Origin of the sequence: Pseudomonas rhizophila (genome assembly GCF_003033885.1) — a bacterium.
GTDB lineage: Bacteria > Pseudomonadota > Gammaproteobacteria > Pseudomonadales > Pseudomonadaceae > Aquipseudomonas > Aquipseudomonas rhizophila.
Map to the genome: position 1 here is coordinate 3,519,730 of NZ_CP024081.1, position 15,507 is coordinate 3,535,236.

Sequence of the window (15,507 nt, forward strand, 5' to 3'; positions counted from 1 at the left end):
TCGGCAGGCTGATCAGAATGCCAGTGGCAGGGACACCTGCACCGCGGCCTTTTCCAGCCGCAACAGAAAAGCCTTGCGTGGCTGCCCGCCACCATAACCGGTCAACGAGCCATCCGCACCGATCACCCGGTGGCAGGGGATGACGATGGCCAGGCGATTCTGGCCGTTGGCCAGTCCCACCGCACGGCTGGCACCAGGACTGCCGAGGGCAGTGGCGATGTTGCCGTAGCTACGGGTTTCGCCGTAGGGGATTTTTTCCAGTTCAGCCCAGACCCGGACGGCGAAGGCGCTGCCGGGCATGTGCAGCGGCACGCTGAACGAGGTGAGCTTTCCAGCGAAATAGTCGGCCAGTTCGGTTTCGATCTGTTGCAAGTGGGGATTGTGCCCCGGGGCGACGGTATAGCCGTAGCGTTGTTGCAACTCTTCGATTTCCCGGGTCAGGGCCGGGCGGTCGAGGAACTCCAGCAACACCAGGCCGCGCCGTTCGGCCATGGCCAGCATCGGCCCCAGTGGCGTTGTCAGGCGGGTGAACAGCAGGGGTTCGCTGTGGGCGGCGCGGCCCGGTGTGATGTGGAAAGACTTCACGAAGGCGTCACGAAATCCGCTCAGGGACTCGTAGCCTGAGTCAAAGGCCGCATTGTCGATGGAAATCCCTTCTTTGATGCCCCCCAGGGCGATGCCCAGCCGTCGAGTGCGCAGGTACGCATGGAAAGTCATGCCGAAATGCTGCTTGAACCAGCGCCGCAGCTTCAGCGGTTCAATGCCTTGTTCCAGCAACAAAGCATCGGTCCAGCGCAGGTCGGGTTCGGCGTCCACGGCCTTGAGCAGCGCCTGGATCCAGGCGGGCGCGATGGCGGCGGCATCCAGCGGCTTGCAACGCAGACAGGCCCGGTAGCCGGCCGACATGGCTTCGTCAGCGTGGGCGAAAAATTCGACGTTTTCCGGCTTCGGCTTGCGCGCCGTGCAGCTGGGGCGACAGAAGATGCCGGTGGTCTTGACCGCCGTGAAGAACACCCCCTCGTAGGCGGTGTCTCGTTCGAGCATGGCGCGGACCATCTCGGCATGGGGTGGGAGCAGCGAGTCGTGTAGGTTCATGGGGGGAGCATAGAGCCAGGCCCGGGATGGCTCCACCGGAAAATCGACAGTGAATTTTCATCCGCCTCAATACTTCCAGAACACCGGCGTGAACAACACCAGCACGGTCAGAATCTCCAGACGACCCAGCAGCATGCCAATGGTCAGCAGCCATTTGGCCGCATCCGGCAAGGTGGAGAAGTTGCCGGCCGGTCCGATGATCGAGCCCAGCCCTGGCCCGACGTTGCACACGGCCGTGGCGGCACCGGTGAGGGCCGTCGTCCAGTCCAGGCCGATCAGCGCAAGCCCAAGGGCGATAGCGCCGATGGTAATGGTGAAGAAAAAAGAAAACGTCAGCAGCGAACGGACGATCTCTTCGTCGATGGGGTGCTTGTTGTATTTTTTCTGAATCACCGCCCGCGGATGGATCAGTTGTTTCAAACTGCCCATCAGTAAGGCGCCGGCCACCTGAAAACGAAAAATCTTTAGCCCGCCGGAGGTGGATCCCGAACAACCGCCGACAAACGTCAGGTAGAAAAATAGCAGCAGGGCAAAGCTGCCCCATAGCGAGTAGTCACCCAGCGCCACACCGGTGGTGGTGACCACCGAAGTCACGTTGACGGCTACGATGCGCACCGCGTCCAGCCAGGCGTAGTCGCTGTTCAGGCTCAGCCAGGTGCCCACCACGAGCCAGGTAATGACCAGGAATCCGAGGAATCCACGGACCTGATGATCCCTGAGCAACGCTCGTTTGTTCCCGCGCAACGTGGCGACATACAAGGTGAAGGGCAGTGCACCGGCGATCATGATAATCACCGAGATCCAGTGGATGGCCGGTTGAGACCAGTTGGCCAGGGACGAATCCGAAGTGGAGAACCCTCCGGTGGAAATCATGGTCATCGCATGGTTGATCGCTTCGAAAGGTGTCATGCCCGCCAGCCACAAGGCCAGGGCGGCCAGGGCACTCAAGCCTAAGTAGAGCCACAGGATGTAGGTCGCCGCCACATGGGAGCGCGGTGTGACTTTCTCCGACCAGTCCGATGATTCGGTCTGGAACAGTCGCATGCCGCCGACCCGCAGCAGCGGCAGGATGGCCACTGCCATGCCGATGAAGCCGATCCCTCCGAGCCACTGCAACATCGAGCGCCAGATCAGCAGGCCCGGGGAGGCATTGTCCAAGCCGGTGAGGATGGTCGAGCCGGTGGTGGTGATGCCGGACATCGTCTCGAAGAATGCGTCGGTGTAGCTGATGTGCTGGATAAACACCATCGGCAAGGCGGCGAAGGTGCAGACAACCACCCAACTGGCAGTGGTCAGCAGGTACATGTCCCGCGGACGCAGTTGTATGTGCTCTGGCCGACCACGTGCTACCAGCAAGATGCCGCAGACAAAGGTGATCAGGCTCGACCACAAGAACGCCGAGAGGTCATCGTTTCGCTCGTACACCATCAGCGTGAGAAGCGGGATTGCCATGCTCGCGGCCAGGGTGATCAGGAAAATGCCGAGGATGAATCCGATAAACCGCACAGCCGCAAGGGACATAAAACACGCCTGAAAGAATGAGCCGCCCAGTATCGATTTCGTTGACCGGACGCTGCGTAAAGTTTGCGTAAAAAAAAGCCCGAAACAGCACCTGTTCGCACGGCGCGCGGTGAGTCGTCGTCATTGGGCAGTTTTGTTCAATACCGCCAGTGGCGTGCAATTTACCTTGAACGCCACCTCACGGACATGAAGAAGGTATGCAATGAGTCTGATTATTTCCATGGCGGCGTTTGCACTCGTCGCGTCCATCACCCCCGGCCCGGTCAATATAGTCGCCCTCAGTTCCGGGGCGCGATTCGGCTTTCGTGCCACCTTGCGTCACGTGGCCGGGGCCACCCTGGGGTTTGTCTTGCTGCTGGTGTTGATGGGGCTGGGGTTGCACGAAGTGCTGCAGCGCTGGCCCGGCCTCACGCGAGTGGTGCAACTGGGGGGCGTGGGTTTTCTGTTGTTCATGGCCTGGAAACTGGCGATGGACAACGGGCAGCTGGGCGCCGGAGACGAGGAGCGGGCGCCGTCGATGTTTTACGGCGCGTTGATGCAGTGGCTCAACCCCAAGGCGTGGCTGGCCTGTGTGGCCGGGATGGGAGCATTCGTGGCCGATGGTGAGGCGCGGTTGGTGTGGCAGTTTGCGGCTATCTACCTGGTGATCTGTTATCTCTCGGTAGGCTGCTGGGCCTATGCCGGCAGTTTTCTGCGGGTCTGGCTGGGCAACCCGGCGACCATGCGCCTGTTCAATCGGACGATGGCGGCGTTGCTGGTGGTCAGTGCGGTGTATTTGTTGTTGCCTTGAGCCATCCCCGCGAAAGCAGGATCGGGTATCAACCGCGATATTGGCCCGGGGTGGCGGCCAGGTGTTGTTTGAAGGCGCGCTGGAAATGCGCCTGGTCGGCAAACCCGCTGTCCAGTGCGACATCGGCAATCAGCTTGCCTTCGCGTAACTGCCGACGGGCGAACTGGATCCGACGATTGACCAGGAAAGCATGGGGCGTCATGCCGTAATGGCGCTTGAAGGCCCGGCTCAGGTACGACGGCGAAAGTTGTGCGGCGGCGCAGATGTCTTCAAGTTTCAAGGCCTCGCTGCAATGGTCATGGATAAACTGCGCCGCTCGCATCAATCCCGGGTGGCTGCCACGGTCCGGGCGCCCGGCTGGGTTGAGCCGGTGTTGCAGGTCGATGAAAAACGCTTCGGCGGCGGCGTGTTTGCGGGCGATGTCGATCCGCTCATCCACCAGTTGGCCGTACAAACCCTGTAAGGCGGCAAACAGCTCGATGTCGCGGCTGTGGGTGGTGGCGAAGCCCTGAAAACCCAGGGTCTCGTCAAAGCCGATTCGGCGCTGCAAGTCCGTCAGCCACTGGGTGTCGACGTACAGCATTACATACGACCATGGCTGATCATTGATCGGGTTGCACGCATGGACATCGCCGGGGTTCATCAATACGACCGTACCGCTCTCTACCTGGAAATTCGATTGCTCATGAAGGTAGGTGCTGCGCCCGGCCGTGATAGCCCCGATGGAAAAGTGGTCATGGGAATGACGCGAATAGCAGACCTTGCGTCCATCGGTGATGCCCCGGGCTTCGATGAAGGGCAGCGCTGCATCACGCCAGAAACGTGGGGCGGCATCATGGGGGGCGGGCTTCATCGGTCGGCGTCCTCGTCTTGAACCTGTGTCGCAGTGTATTAGGCCCTGTCGATAAATGCCTGTTTGATTTGACGCATTGGTTTGAAGGGGAGTGGGCCTGGGCTAGACTTCAACAAGCCCTCTCGATGGAGTTCCCGATGCCTGCGCCAGGTAAACCGGATAACGAAGCCGTTCGCCTCAAGAATCTGCACTCGCTCAAGCTGCTCGACACCGCGCCCGAGGAGCGCTTCGACCGCCTGACTCGCCTTGCCCGGCGTTTGTTCGATGTGCCCATTGCGCTGGTGTCGCTGGTGGATGCCAACCGTCAGTGGTTCAAGTCCAACGCGGGCCTGGACGCCAGTGAGTCCGGACGCGACGTTTCATTTTGTGCACACGCCATTTTGCAGGATCAGATTCTGGAGGTTTGCGACGCGGAGCAGGACGAGCGGTTTCGCGACAACCCGTTTGTCACCGATAAACCCGGCATTCGTTTCTACGCCGGGCAGCCGTTGGCACTGGATGACGGCAGCAAGCTTGGAACCCTGTGCTTGCTGGACACCAAGCCGCGCAAGCTCAATGACGAAGAACGCGAACTGCTGCGCGACTTGGCCAGCATGGCCGAGCAGGAAATGATTGCTGTGCAGATGGCGAGCATGGACGAACTGACCTTGCTGTCCAATCGACGTGGTTTCAAGACGTTGGCCCAGCATGCGCTGAGCGTTTGCGAGCGCCTGTCGCGTCCGGCAACACTGCTGTTCTTCGACCTCAACGAATTCAAGCTCATCAACGACCGCTTCGGACACGCCGAGGGCGATACGGCACTAAAAACGTTTGCCGACGTGCTACGCATCGCCTTTCGCGAAAGTGATGTGATCGGTCGTTTGGGTGGCGATGAGTTCGTGGCGCTGCTCACCGGCTCTGCCCATGTCGAAACCTCGGCGATCATGGCGCGACTCAGGGAAATCCTTGATGAGCGCAATGCGATGTTGCAGCGTGGCTATGACATCCGTTTCAGCGTGGGCCAGATCGACTATGACCCGAAGCGTCATCAGTCCATCGACAGCCTTTTGGCGGATGCTGATGATGCGATGTACATTCAAAAACAGGCTGGTTCGCGCTGACGGCCTCACATCAAGCCCTTATGTGTGCAGGTCCATCGTCATCGCGAGCAGGCTCGCTCCCACAGGGGATTTGCGGTTTGCCCGAAGTCTATGAGCAACTCGGAAAATGTGGGAGCGAGCCTGCTCGCGATAGCGGTGGCCCATTCAACACGAATGCAAGCTGACCCGCCGCCATGACCAGAGCGGAATAAAAAACGCCGCTTGTCCCTTTTCAGGACAAGCGGCGTTTTTACGCAGCGGATGTGACGTGAAGATTACTCTTCGATGTTACCCATGGCGGTGGTGTTGAAGCCGCCGTCCACGTACATGATTTCACCGCTGATGCCCGAGGCCAGGTCCGAGCACAGGAAGGCGCCGGCGTTGCCGACTTCCTCGATGGTGACGTTGCGACGCAGCGGGGTCTGCGCTTCGTTGGCGGCCAGCATTTTGCGGAAGTTCTTGATGCCGGAAGCGGCGAGGGTACGGATTGGACCGGCCGATACGCAGTTGACGCGGGTGCCATCCGGGCCCAGGGAGCCGGCCAGGTAACGCACGCCTGCTTCCAGGGAAGCCTTGGCCATACCCATCACGTTGTAGTTCGGCATGGTGCGCTCGGCGCCCAGGTACGACAGGGTCAGCAAGCTGCCGTTGCGGCCTTTCATCATTTCACGACCGGCTTTGGCCAGGGCCACAAAGCTGTAGGCGCTGATGTCGTGGGCAATGCGGAAGCCTTCGCGGGTGGTGGCTTCGGTGAAGTCGCCGTCCAGTTGATCGCCCGGGGCGAAGCCCACGGAGTGCACGATGCAGTCCAGGCCGTCCCACTTCTTGCTCAGTTCTTCGAAAACCTTGGCGATTTCTTCATCGCTGGCCACGTCGCACGGGAAGCACAGCTCAGGGCTCGAGCCCCAGCCTTGTGCGAACTCTTCGACGCGACCCTTGAGTTTGTCGTTCTGATAAGTGAAGGCAAGCTCAGCGCCCTCGCGATGCATGGCGGCGGCGATGCCGGATGCGATGGACAGCTTGCTGGCGACACCGACGATCAGTACGCGCTTACCGGCGAGAAAACCCATGTGTTGCTCCTCTTTCAGGTTATTCGGCAGTTGTTGGGGCCAGGAAAGCGGCCTCCAGCAACTGCTGTGTATAGGGGTGTTGCGGCGCGGCGAATATGCTGCGGGCATCACCTTGTTCGACCACTTGGCCATGCTTGACCACCATCAACTGGTGGCTCAGCGCTTTGACGACAGCCAGGTCATGGCTGATAAACAGGTACGTCAGGTTGTACTTGGTTTGCAGCGACCGCAACAGCTCCACCACCTGGCGTTGCACGGTACGGTCCAGGGCCGACGTCGGTTCATCCAGCAGAATCAACGCCGGCTTGAGCACCAGGGCCCGGGCAATGGCGATACGCTGCCGCTGCCCTCCGGAAAATTCATGGGGGTAGCGGTTCCGAGTCTCCGGATCCAGGCCTACCTCCTTCAATGCCGCGATTATCGCTTGTTCCTGCTCGGCTGCGGTGCCGATCTTGTGGATCCGCAGGCCTTCGCCGACGATCTGGCTTACACACATCCGTGGGCTCAGGCTGCCGAACGGGTCCTGAAACACCACTTGCATCTCCCGGCGCAGTGGCCGGACCTGTTGCTGCGACAGGCAGTCCAGCTGCTTGCCTTCAAAGCGGATCCCCCCCTGGCTGCCGATCAACCGCAAGATCGCCAGCCCCAGGGTGGACTTGCCGGAGCCGCTTTCGCCAACGATACCCAGGGTCTGGCCCTGGGGCAGGCTGAAGCGGATACCGTCCACGGCCTTGATGTAGTCCACCGTGCGTTTGAACAGGCCTTTCTTGATCGGGAACCAGACTTTCAGGTCCTCGACCTGCAACAGCGGCGGGCCGACCACGTTGGTCGCCGGGTTGCCGCTGGGCTCGGCGGCCAGCAGTTCCCGAGTGTACGGATGCTGCGGCGCGCGGAACAGCTCTTCGCACGATGCCTGTTCGACGATGCAACCGCGCTGCATGACACATACGCGATGAGCAATTCTTCGCACCAGGTTCAAATCGTGGCTGATCAACAGCAGCGACATACCCAGCCGCGCCTGCAAATCCTTGAGCAATTCGAGGATTTTCAGCTGGACGGTGACGTCCAGTGCCGTGGTCGGTTCGTCGGCAATCAGCAGCTCTGGTTCGTTGGCCAGGGCCATGGCGATCATCACTCGCTGGCGCTGGCCACCGGACAGTTCGTGGGGCAGGGCCTTGAGGCGCTTGTGCGGCTCGGGGATGCCCACCAGTTCCAGCAACTCCAAGGTGCGACGGGTAGCGACCTTACCGGACAGCCCCTTGTGAATGCCCAGCACTTCATTGATCTGCTTCTCGATGCAATGCAGCGGATTGAGGGACGTCATCGGCTCCTGAAAGATCATCGCGATCCGGTTACCCCGGATGTGGCGGATAGTCTTTTCTTTCAACCCGAGCAAATCCTGGCCGGCGTACTGGATGGTCCCGCTTGGATGGTGGGCCAACGGGTAGGGCAGCAACCGCAGGATTGAGTGGGCGGTCACCGACTTGCCTGAGCCGCTTTCGCCGACCAGGGCCATGGTTTCGCCACGCTTGATGTCAAAACTGACGCCTTCGACCACCCGTTGCCGACGTTCGCCGACGATGAACTCCACGGCCAAGTCGCGCACTTCGATCAGATTGTCCTGATTCATTTCATTTCCTCGGATCGAAGGCATCGCGAGCTGACTCGCCGATGAACACCAGCAGGCTCAGCATGATCGCCAGTACGGCGAACGCGCTGATGCCAAGCCACGGCGCCTGCAGGTTGGATTTGCCTTGGGCCACCAGTTCACCCAGGGACGGAGCGCCCGGAGGCAAGCCAAACCCGAGGAAATCCAGGGCCGTGAGGGTGCCGATGGCCCCGGTGAGAATGAACGGCATGAACGTCATGGTCGAGACCATGGCGTTGGGCAGGATGTGGCGGAACATGATCGCGCCGTTCTGCATGCCTAATGCCCGCGCGGCACGCACGTATTCCAGGTTGCGCCCGCGCAGGAACTCGGCGCGGACCACGTCCACCAGGCTCATCCAGGAGAACAGCAGCATGATGCCCAGCAACCACCAGAAGTTCGGCTGCACGAAGCTGGCCAGGATGATCAACAGGTAAAGCACCGGCAGCCCCGACCAGATCTCCAGGAAACGCTGGCCGGCCAGGTCGACCCATCCGCCGTAAAAGCCCTGCAAGGCGCCGGCGATCACGCCGATGATCGAGCTGAGGAGGGTCAGTGTCAGAGCGAACAGCACCGAAACACGGAAACCATAGATCACCCGGGCCAGCACATCGCGGCCCTGGTCGTCGGTGCCCAGCCAGTTGACCGAGGAGGGCGGTGCCGGGGCGGGGACCTTCAGGTCGTAATTGATGCTCTGGTAGCTGAACGGGATCGGTGCCCACAGCACCCACGCGTCCTTGGCGGCCAGCAGTTCGCGGATGTATGGGCTCTTGTAGTTGGCTTCCAGCGGAAATTCGCCGCCGAACGTGGTTTCCGGGTAGCGCTTGAGTGCCGGGAAGTACCAGCCGTCGTCGTAGTGCACCACCAGCGGCTTGTCATTGGCGATCAACTCGGCGCCCAGGCTGAGCCCGAACAGGATCAGGAACAGCCACAGCGACCACCAGCCACGCTTATTGGCCTTGAACAATTCGAAACGGCGGCGATTGAGGGGGGACAGGTTCATCTCAATGCTCCCGGCTTTCGAAGTCGATGCGTGGATCGACAAAGGTGTAGGTCAGGTCACCGATCAGTTTCACCACCAGCCCCAGCAAGGTGAAGATGAACAGGGTGCCGAAGACCACCGGGTAGTCACGGTTGATTGCCGCCTCGAAACTCATCAAACCGAGGCCATCAAGGGAAAAAATAACCTCTACCAGCAACGAGCCGGTGAAGAAGATTCCGATGAACGCCGAAGGGAAGCCGGCAATCACCAGCAGCATGGCGTTGCGGAACACATGACCATAGAGCACCCGATTGCGGGTCAGGCCCTTGGCCTTGGCGGTGACCACGTACTGCTTGTTGATTTCATCGAGGAAGCTGTTCTTGGTCAGCAGGGTCATGGTGGCAAAGTTGCCGATCACCAGGGCCGTCACGGGCAAGGCCAGGTGCCAGAAATAGTCGAGGATCTTGCCGCCCATGCTCAGTTCGTCGAAATCGTTGGACGTCAGCCCCCGTAGCGGGAACCAGTTGAAATAGCTGCCGCCGGCAAACACCACGATCAGCAGGATGGCGAACAGGAACGCCGGGATGGCATAGCCGACGATGATCGCCGAACTCGTCCAGACGTCGAAATGACTGCCATGCCGCGTCGCCTTGGCGATCCCCAGCGGGATCGACACCAGGTACATGATCAGCGTACTCCACAGCCCTAGCGAGATGGAGACCGGCATTTTTTCCTTGATCAGGTCGATGACCTTGGCGTCTCGGAAAAAACTGTCACCGAAATCCAGGCGAGCGTAATTCTTGATCATGATCCACAGGCGTTCCGGCGCCGACTTGTCGAAGCCGTACATGCGCTCGATTTCCTTGACCAGCGCCGGGTCCAGCCCCTGAGCGCCGCGATAGGCGGAGCCGGCCACCGACACTTCGGCACCGCCACCGGCAATGCGGCTGGTGGCGCCTTCGAAACCTTCGAGTTTGGCGATCATCTGCTCCACCGGCCCGCCGGGCGCGGCCTGGATGATCACGAAGTTGATCAGCAGGATGCCAAACAGGGTCGGGATGATGAGCAATAGACGCCGAAAGATATAAGCCAGCATCGGTTACTCCACACTCGCCGGGGCGACGATTTTTTGCTCGATGACCTGTTTTTCCACCTCGATGGAAGGCTTGACGTCTGGCTTGACCCACCATGTGGTGGTGCCGATGTCGTAGGTCGGGGTGATTTTTGGATGGCCGATGTGGTTCCAGTAGGCTACGCGCCAGGTCTTGATGTGCCAGTTGGGGATCACGTAGTAGCCCCATTGCAACACCCGGTCCAGCGCCCGGGCGTGGGCCACCAGGCTCTTGCGTGAGTCGGCGTTGATCAGTTGCTCCACCAGTTGGTCGACGGCGGGGTCCTTCAGGCCCATGGTGTTGCGGCTGCCGGGATTATCGGCGGCGGCCGACATCCAGAACTCGCGCTGTTCGTTACCCGGCGAGCTGGACTGCGGGAAGCTGCCCACGATCAGGTCGAAATCCCGCGAGCGCACGCGATTGATGTATTGGGACACGTCGACCCGGCGGATCACCAGTTCGATGCCCAGGTCACTGAGGTTACGCTTGAACGGCAGCAGCACCCGCTCGAATTCGGTCTGGGCCAGCAGGAACTCCAGCACCACGGGTTTGCCCTGGGCATCGACCATCTTGTCGTCGACGATGCGCCAGCCGGCCTCTTGCAGCAATTGATAGGCCTTGCGCTGCTGGTCACGAATCATGCCGCTGCCGTCGCATACCGAAGGCTGGAAGGCCTGGGTGAACACCTGCTCGGGGATCTTGCCACGCAACGGCTCGAGGATCTTCAGCTCGTCTTCGCCGGGCAGGCCGGTGGCGGCCATCTCCGAGTTTTCGAAATAACTGCGGGTGCGGGCGTAGGCACCGTGGAACAGTTGTTTGTTGGTCCATTCGAAGTCCAGCAGCAGGCTCAAGGCCTTGCGCACCCGCACGTCCTGGAAGACCGGGCGGCGCAAGTTGTAGACAAAGCCCTGCATGCCGGTGGGGTTGCCGTTGGGGATCTGTTCCTTGATCAGCCGGCCTTCGGTCACGGCCGGGATGTTGTAGGCGTTGGCCCAGTTCTTGGCAGCCATTTCCAGCCAGAAATCGAACTGCCCGGCCTTCAGTGCCTCGACCGCCACGGTGTTGTCGCGATAGTAGTCGGTGGTCAGCACGTCGAAGTTGTAGAAGCCGCGGTTGACCGGCAGGTCCTTGCCCCAATAGTCCTTCACGCGTTCATAGCGAATCGAACGGCCAGCCTTCACTTCGGCGACCTTATACGGACCGCTGCCGAGGGGGATCTCCAGGTTGCCCTTGTTGAATTCGCGCCCGGCCCACCAATGCTTGGGCAATACCGGCAGTTGGCCGAGGATCAGCGGCAATTCGCGGTTATTGGTGTGCTTGAACTTGAACAGCACCTTGAGCGGTTCTTCGGCGATGACTTCGGCCACGTCGTTGTAATAACCGCGGAACATCGGAGCGCCGTCCTTGGTCAAGGTCTGGAAGCTGAACACCACGTCCTCGGCGCGTACGGGATGGCCGTCGTTGAAGCGGGCTTCGGGCCGCAGGTAAAAGCGCACCCAGGCATTGTCCGGGGCCTTCTCGATTTTTTCGGCGATCAGGCCATATTCGGTGAAGGGTTCGTCCAGGCCTTGTTTGGCCAGGGTGTCGTAGATCAGGCCGATGTCATCGGCGGGGACGCCCTTGCTGATAAAAGGGTTGAGGCTGTCGAAGCCACCAAACCCGCCCTGACGAAAAATCCCGCCCTTGGGGGCGTCAGGGTTCACATAATCGAAATGCTTGAAGTCGGCCGGATATTTCGGCGGCTCGTTGTACAAGGTCAAGGCGTGCTGCGGTGCGGCACAGGCCAGTCCGGCGAACAACAGGCCGCTGGCCTGCAGGAGCAGGGCGCGTAAAGGCTTCATTGATCTTTCTCCGAAGATTTCAGCCACCATGCGCTCAAACCCAGGGTGTAGGGCGGCGTAGTGACAAAGGCAAACCGGTTACGGTAGGCCAGGCGATGATAATTGAGATACCAGTTAGGGATGCAGTAGTGCTGCCACAGCAGCACACGGTCCAGGGCTTTGCCGGCGGCGACCTGTTCGTCACGGGTGCGGGCAGACAGGAGCTTTTCCAGCAGGTGATCGACCACCGGGTTGTTGATGCCGGCGTAGTTCTTGCTGCCCTTGACCCCCGCCTGGCTGGAATGGAAGTACTGCCATTGCTCAAGACCCGGGCTGAGGGTTTGCCCCAGGGTTAGCAGGATCATGTCGAAGTCGAACTGGTCCAGACGCTGCTTGTATTGAGCGCGATCCACCGTACGCAGGCGGGCCTGGATGCCGATGCTGGCGAGGTTTTCCACGTAGGGCTGCAGGATGCGCTCCAGGTTCGGGTTCACCAGCAGGATCTCGAAGCGCAGGGGCTGGCTGTCGGCGTTGAGCAGGCGCTGGCCGTGGATGGTCCACCCGGCTTCCTTCAGCAATCCCAGGGCTTTGCGCAGGGTTTCCCGGGGGATGCCCCGCCCGTCGGTTTTGGGCAGGCTGAAGGGTTGGGTGAACAATGCGGGCGGTAGTTGTTCCCGGTACGGCTTGAGCAGCAGCCATTCGTGGCCCACCGGAAGACCGCTGGCGGAGAATTCACTGTTGGGGTAGTAGCTGAGGGTGCGCTTGTAGGCACCGCTGAAGAGCGTGCGGTTGGTCCACTCGAAGTCGAACATTAGCCCCAGGGCTTCACGAACCTTGACCTGGGCGAACGTGCTGCGCCGGGTATTCATGAACAGACCCTGGGTCTGGGTCGGGATCTGGTGAGCAATCTGCGCCTTGATCACCTCGCCGCGATTGACCGCCGGGAACCGGTAGCCGTTGGCCCAGTTTTTGGCCTGGTGTTCAATGTAGATGTCGAATTCCCCGGCCTTGAAGGCTTCAAAAGCCACTTCACTGTCGCGGTAGAACTCCACGTCCATCCGGTCATAGTTGTATTTGCCGCGATTGACCGGCAGGTCCTTGCCCCAGTAATTCTTGACCCGCTCAAACACCAACTGGCGACCAGGCTGCACTTTGGTAATCCGGTAAGGGCCGCTGCCCAAGGGCGGTTCGAAGGTGGTGGCCTTGAAGTCGCGGTCTTTCCAGTAATGCTGGGGCAGCACCGGTAACTCACCCAGGCGCAGGATCAGCAGCGGGTTGCCCGTACGCTTGAACACAAAGCGGATTTTCAGCGGGTTGAGGATGTCGACCCGTAGCACTTCCTGAAGGTTGGTGCGGTACTGCGGATGACCTTCCTTGAGCAGCGTTCTGTAGGAGAACGCCACGTCATAGGCGGTAATCGGCACGCCGTCGTGAAAACGGGCTTCGGGTCTGAGGTTAAACACCACCCAACTGCGGTCTTCGCTGTATTCCACTGACCGGGCGATCAGGCCATAGCTCGACGTCGGCTCGTCGCCGGAAGGCGCATACTGACCGGTGCCAACCATCAGCGGTTCGTTCAACTCGTTGATGCCGTATTGCAAGAAGTTGGGCGTCGAAACCGGGCTGCTGCCCTTGAAAGTGTAGGGATTGAGCGTATCGAAGGTGCCAAATGCCATGACCCGCAAGATACCGCCCTTGGGCGCTTGCGGGTTGACCCAGTCGAAGTGGGTGAATCTGGCCGGGTACTTGAGCGTGCCGAACTGCGCATAACCATGGCTTTCGCTAATGGTTGCGCCGGCGGGAGAGCTCAAGGCCAGGCTGATCAGGAGCAGGAGGAGGGGACGTATCAAGTCTGAGATCCGATCCAGGCGGCTTGGGCTTTATGGCCCGTACAGTAACAGCTTGTATCGGCAGGAAAAAGGCGGGAGCCGAAAGCTTCAGGGATTACCCGAAACCGTGGCGAGGGAGCTTGCTCCCGCTGGGCTGCGAAGCAGCCCTCTCTTCAGTCAGGCTTAGTGCGGAGAGTAAACCGTCAGCATCTGCCCAGGCTTCAGTGCCTTGCCTACCCGTGGATTCCAGCGCTTGAGGTGCTGCATTTCCACGTTGAAGCGTTTGGCGACCACGTACAGCGAGTCGCCTTGCTTGACCTTGTACTGGGTTTGTTTCTTTTTATTCTTGCTGCTGGCAGCGACTACCGTGTTGACGCGTTTGCGGGTGTCTTGCATGACCAGGGTCTGGCCGATCTTGAGTTTGTTGCCGCTCAATCTGTTCCAGCGTTGCAAGTCTTTGATCTGAACGTTGTTGGCCTTGGCGATCAGCCCCAGGTTATCGCCACGCTTGACGCGATAGGTGCGCTTGGCGCCCGCCACCGTGCTTTCTTCGGCTGAGTCAAAAACCGGTTGGAGCGATCGTTTGCTGATCAGTTCTTCCGGACGCATGGTGGACAGGCTGGCGGTCAACAACTGGGCCTTGGACGTGGGCACCAGCAGGTGCTGCGGGCCATCGATGGTGGTGCGCTGCTTGAAAGCCGGGTTGAGCTGGAACAGCTCGTCTTCGTCGATGTCAGCCACCGCCGCGACTTTGGACAGGTCCATGCGCTGGTTGATCTCGACGACCTGGAAGTACGGTTCGTTGGCGATCGGGTTGAGGTTGACGCCGTAGGCCTCGGGAGAAAGCACGACCTGGGACAATGCCAGCAACTTCGGCACATAGGCCTGGGTTTCGCTGGGCAGCGGCAGGTTCCAGTAATCGGTGGGCAGGCCAAGTTTTTCGTTGCGCTCGATGGCGCGGCTGACCGTTCCCTCGCCTGCGTTGTAGGCAGCCAGCGCCAACAGCCAGTCGCCGTTGAACATGTCGTGCAGGCGCGTCAGGTAATCCATCGCGGCCGTGGTAGAGGCCGTGATGTCGCGACGCCCATCATAGAAGCGGGTCTGGCGCAGGTTGAAGTAGCGCCCCGTGGACGGGATGAACTGCCACAGGCCCACCGCATGGGCCCGGGAATAAGCCATGGGGTTGTAGGCGCTTTCGATCACCGGCAGCAGCGCCAGCTCCAGGGGCATGTTGCGTTCTTCAAGGCGTTCGACGATGTAATGAATGTACAGGCTGCCGCGTTCGCCGGCGTTTTCCAGAAAGGATGGATTGCTGGCGAACCACAGGCGTTGCTGCTCGATACGCGGGTTGACGCCGGCGGTTTCCTGCAGCTGGAAGCCCTGGCGCATACGCTCCCAGACGTCCTGAGGCACTTGAGGGACGGGTTTTTCAGTGAGCCAGATGGGCTTCTGTTTGGCGCGAGCGGCGATGTTCGGCGTGTGCGCCACATCGCTCTGCGGCACCTGGCTCGTGCTCTGGCAGCCCGCCAGGGTGGCGGACACAGCCACTGCGACAGCTTGAGCCAAGCGGGTCAATGTGTCTGACTGGACGGACTTACGTATAGATGACGACATTGGCTGGAAGTAAGTTCCGGGCAAAAATGTCGGCCGATTCTAGGAAGCGCACCCCAACAGGTCAACCTTTCAGAATTTTTGTATCAAACGCCAG

Annotated in this window: 12 protein-coding genes; 2 read left to right on the forward strand and 10 right to left on the reverse strand. The window is 60.4% G+C overall.

The window, feature by feature from the left end; genetic code table 11:
* Window positions 1-12 precede the first annotated feature (12 nt).
* Both CRX69_RS16445 and CRX69_RS16450 read right to left on the reverse strand, forming a co-directional pair.
* A complete protein-coding gene (locus CRX69_RS16445) occupies window positions 13-1,095 on the reverse strand; it encodes a bifunctional transcriptional activator/DNA repair enzyme AdaA (protein WP_047225752.1) in 1,083 nt (360 codons plus the stop codon).
* A gap of 66 nt (window positions 1,096-1,161) precedes the next feature.
* Entirely contained in the window at window positions 1,162-2,616 is a 1,455-nt protein-coding gene (locus tag CRX69_RS16450) for a TrkH family potassium uptake protein (protein ID WP_107322352.1), read from the reverse strand.
* Window positions 2,617-2,818: 202 nt separating this feature from the next.
* On the opposite strand from CRX69_RS16450, the gene CRX69_RS16455 reads away from it, so the two are divergent.
* Window positions 2,819-3,406 carry a LysE family translocator gene (locus tag CRX69_RS16455; RefSeq protein ID WP_047225755.1) on the forward strand — a complete coding sequence of 196 codons (588 nt, stop codon included), beginning with the start codon at window positions 2,819-2,821 and terminating at the stop codon, window positions 3,404-3,406.
* 28 nt (window positions 3,407-3,434) lie between these two features.
* Here the strand turns inward: CRX69_RS16455 and CRX69_RS16460 are convergent, their stop codons facing one another.
* Complete coding sequence (locus CRX69_RS16460; RefSeq protein ID WP_107322353.1) at window positions 3,435-4,259, reverse strand: helix-turn-helix transcriptional regulator; 825 nt, start codon at window positions 4,257-4,259, stop codon at window positions 3,435-3,437.
* Window positions 4,260-4,396: 137 nt separating this feature from the next.
* On the opposite strand from CRX69_RS16460, the gene CRX69_RS16465 reads away from it, so the two are divergent.
* A complete protein-coding gene (locus tag CRX69_RS16465; RefSeq protein ID WP_107322354.1) occupies window positions 4,397-5,359 on the forward strand; it encodes a sensor domain-containing diguanylate cyclase in 963 nt (320 codons plus the stop codon).
* Between the two features lie 254 nt (window positions 5,360-5,613).
* Here CRX69_RS16465 and fabI read toward each other — a convergent pair whose 3' ends face one another.
* The 7 genes from fabI to CRX69_RS16500 form a co-directional block, all read right to left on the reverse strand.
* Window positions 5,614-6,408: an enoyl-ACP reductase FabI gene (fabI, locus tag CRX69_RS16470; protein WP_003202751.1), complete on the reverse strand. Its 795-nt coding sequence runs from the start codon at window positions 6,406-6,408 to the stop codon at window positions 5,614-5,616.
* 19 nt (window positions 6,409-6,427) lie between these two features.
* A complete protein-coding gene (locus tag CRX69_RS16475) occupies window positions 6,428-8,038 on the reverse strand; it encodes an ABC transporter ATP-binding protein (RefSeq protein ID WP_076384417.1) in 1,611 nt (536 codons plus the stop codon).
* A gap of 1 nt (window position 8,039) precedes the next feature.
* Window positions 8,040-9,059 carry an ABC transporter permease gene (locus tag CRX69_RS16480; protein ID WP_047225759.1) on the reverse strand — a complete coding sequence of 340 codons (1,020 nt, stop codon included), beginning with the start codon at window positions 9,057-9,059 and terminating at the stop codon, window positions 8,040-8,042.
* A gap of 1 nt (window position 9,060) precedes the next feature.
* A complete protein-coding gene (locus tag CRX69_RS16485; RefSeq protein WP_047225760.1) occupies window positions 9,061-10,134 on the reverse strand; it encodes a microcin C ABC transporter permease YejB in 1,074 nt (357 codons plus the stop codon).
* A 3-nt stretch (window positions 10,135-10,137) separates the two neighbouring features.
* Window positions 10,138-11,991, reverse strand: a complete 1,854-nt coding sequence (locus CRX69_RS16490) for an extracellular solute-binding protein (RefSeq protein ID WP_107322355.1) — start codon at window positions 11,989-11,991, stop codon at window positions 10,138-10,140.
* Window positions 11,988-13,820: an extracellular solute-binding protein gene (locus CRX69_RS16495; RefSeq protein ID WP_076384419.1), complete on the reverse strand. Its 1,833-nt coding sequence runs from the start codon at window positions 13,818-13,820 to the stop codon at window positions 11,988-11,990. The genes CRX69_RS16490 and CRX69_RS16495 overlap by 4 nt, the downstream gene beginning before the upstream one ends.
* Before the next feature lie 162 nt (window positions 13,821-13,982).
* Window positions 13,983-15,413: a transglycosylase SLT domain-containing protein gene (locus tag CRX69_RS16500; protein ID WP_076384421.1), complete on the reverse strand. Its 1,431-nt coding sequence runs from the start codon at window positions 15,411-15,413 to the stop codon at window positions 13,983-13,985.
* Window positions 15,414-15,507 lie beyond the last annotated feature (94 nt).

What these genes read in the sequence shown, in the direction of transcription:
- CRX69_RS16445 (WP_047225752.1), bottom strand. Translation starts at nt 1,095, where the DNA reads ATGAACCTACACGACTCGCTGCTCCCACCCCATGCCGAGATGGTCCGC.
- CRX69_RS16450 (WP_107322352.1), bottom strand. Translation starts at nt 2,616, where the DNA reads ATGTCCCTTGCGGCTGTGCGGTTTATCGGATTCATCCTCGGCATTTTC.
- CRX69_RS16455 (WP_047225755.1), top strand. Translation starts at nt 2,819, where the DNA reads ATGAGTCTGATTATTTCCATGGCGGCGTTTGCACTCGTCGCGTCCATC.
- CRX69_RS16460 (WP_107322353.1), bottom strand. Translation starts at nt 4,259, where the DNA reads ATGAAGCCCGCCCCCCATGATGCCGCCCCACGTTTCTGGCGTGATGCA.
- CRX69_RS16465 (WP_107322354.1), top strand. Translation starts at nt 4,397, where the DNA reads ATGCCTGCGCCAGGTAAACCGGATAACGAAGCCGTTCGCCTCAAGAAT.
- fabI (WP_003202751.1), bottom strand. Translation starts at nt 6,408, where the DNA reads ATGGGTTTTCTCGCCGGTAAGCGCGTACTGATCGTCGGTGTCGCCAGC.
- CRX69_RS16475 (WP_076384417.1), bottom strand. Translation starts at nt 8,038, where the DNA reads ATGAATCAGGACAATCTGATCGAAGTGCGCGACTTGGCCGTGGAGTTC.
- CRX69_RS16480 (WP_047225759.1), bottom strand. Translation starts at nt 9,059, where the DNA reads ATGAACCTGTCCCCCCTCAATCGCCGCCGTTTCGAATTGTTCAAGGCC.
- CRX69_RS16485 (WP_047225760.1), bottom strand. Translation starts at nt 10,134, where the DNA reads ATGCTGGCTTATATCTTTCGGCGTCTATTGCTCATCATCCCGACCCTG.
- CRX69_RS16490 (WP_107322355.1), bottom strand. Translation starts at nt 11,991, where the DNA reads ATGAAGCCTTTACGCGCCCTGCTCCTGCAGGCCAGCGGCCTGTTGTTC.
- CRX69_RS16500 (WP_076384421.1), bottom strand. Translation starts at nt 15,413, where the DNA reads ATGTCGTCATCTATACGTAAGTCCGTCCAGTCAGACACATTGACCCGC.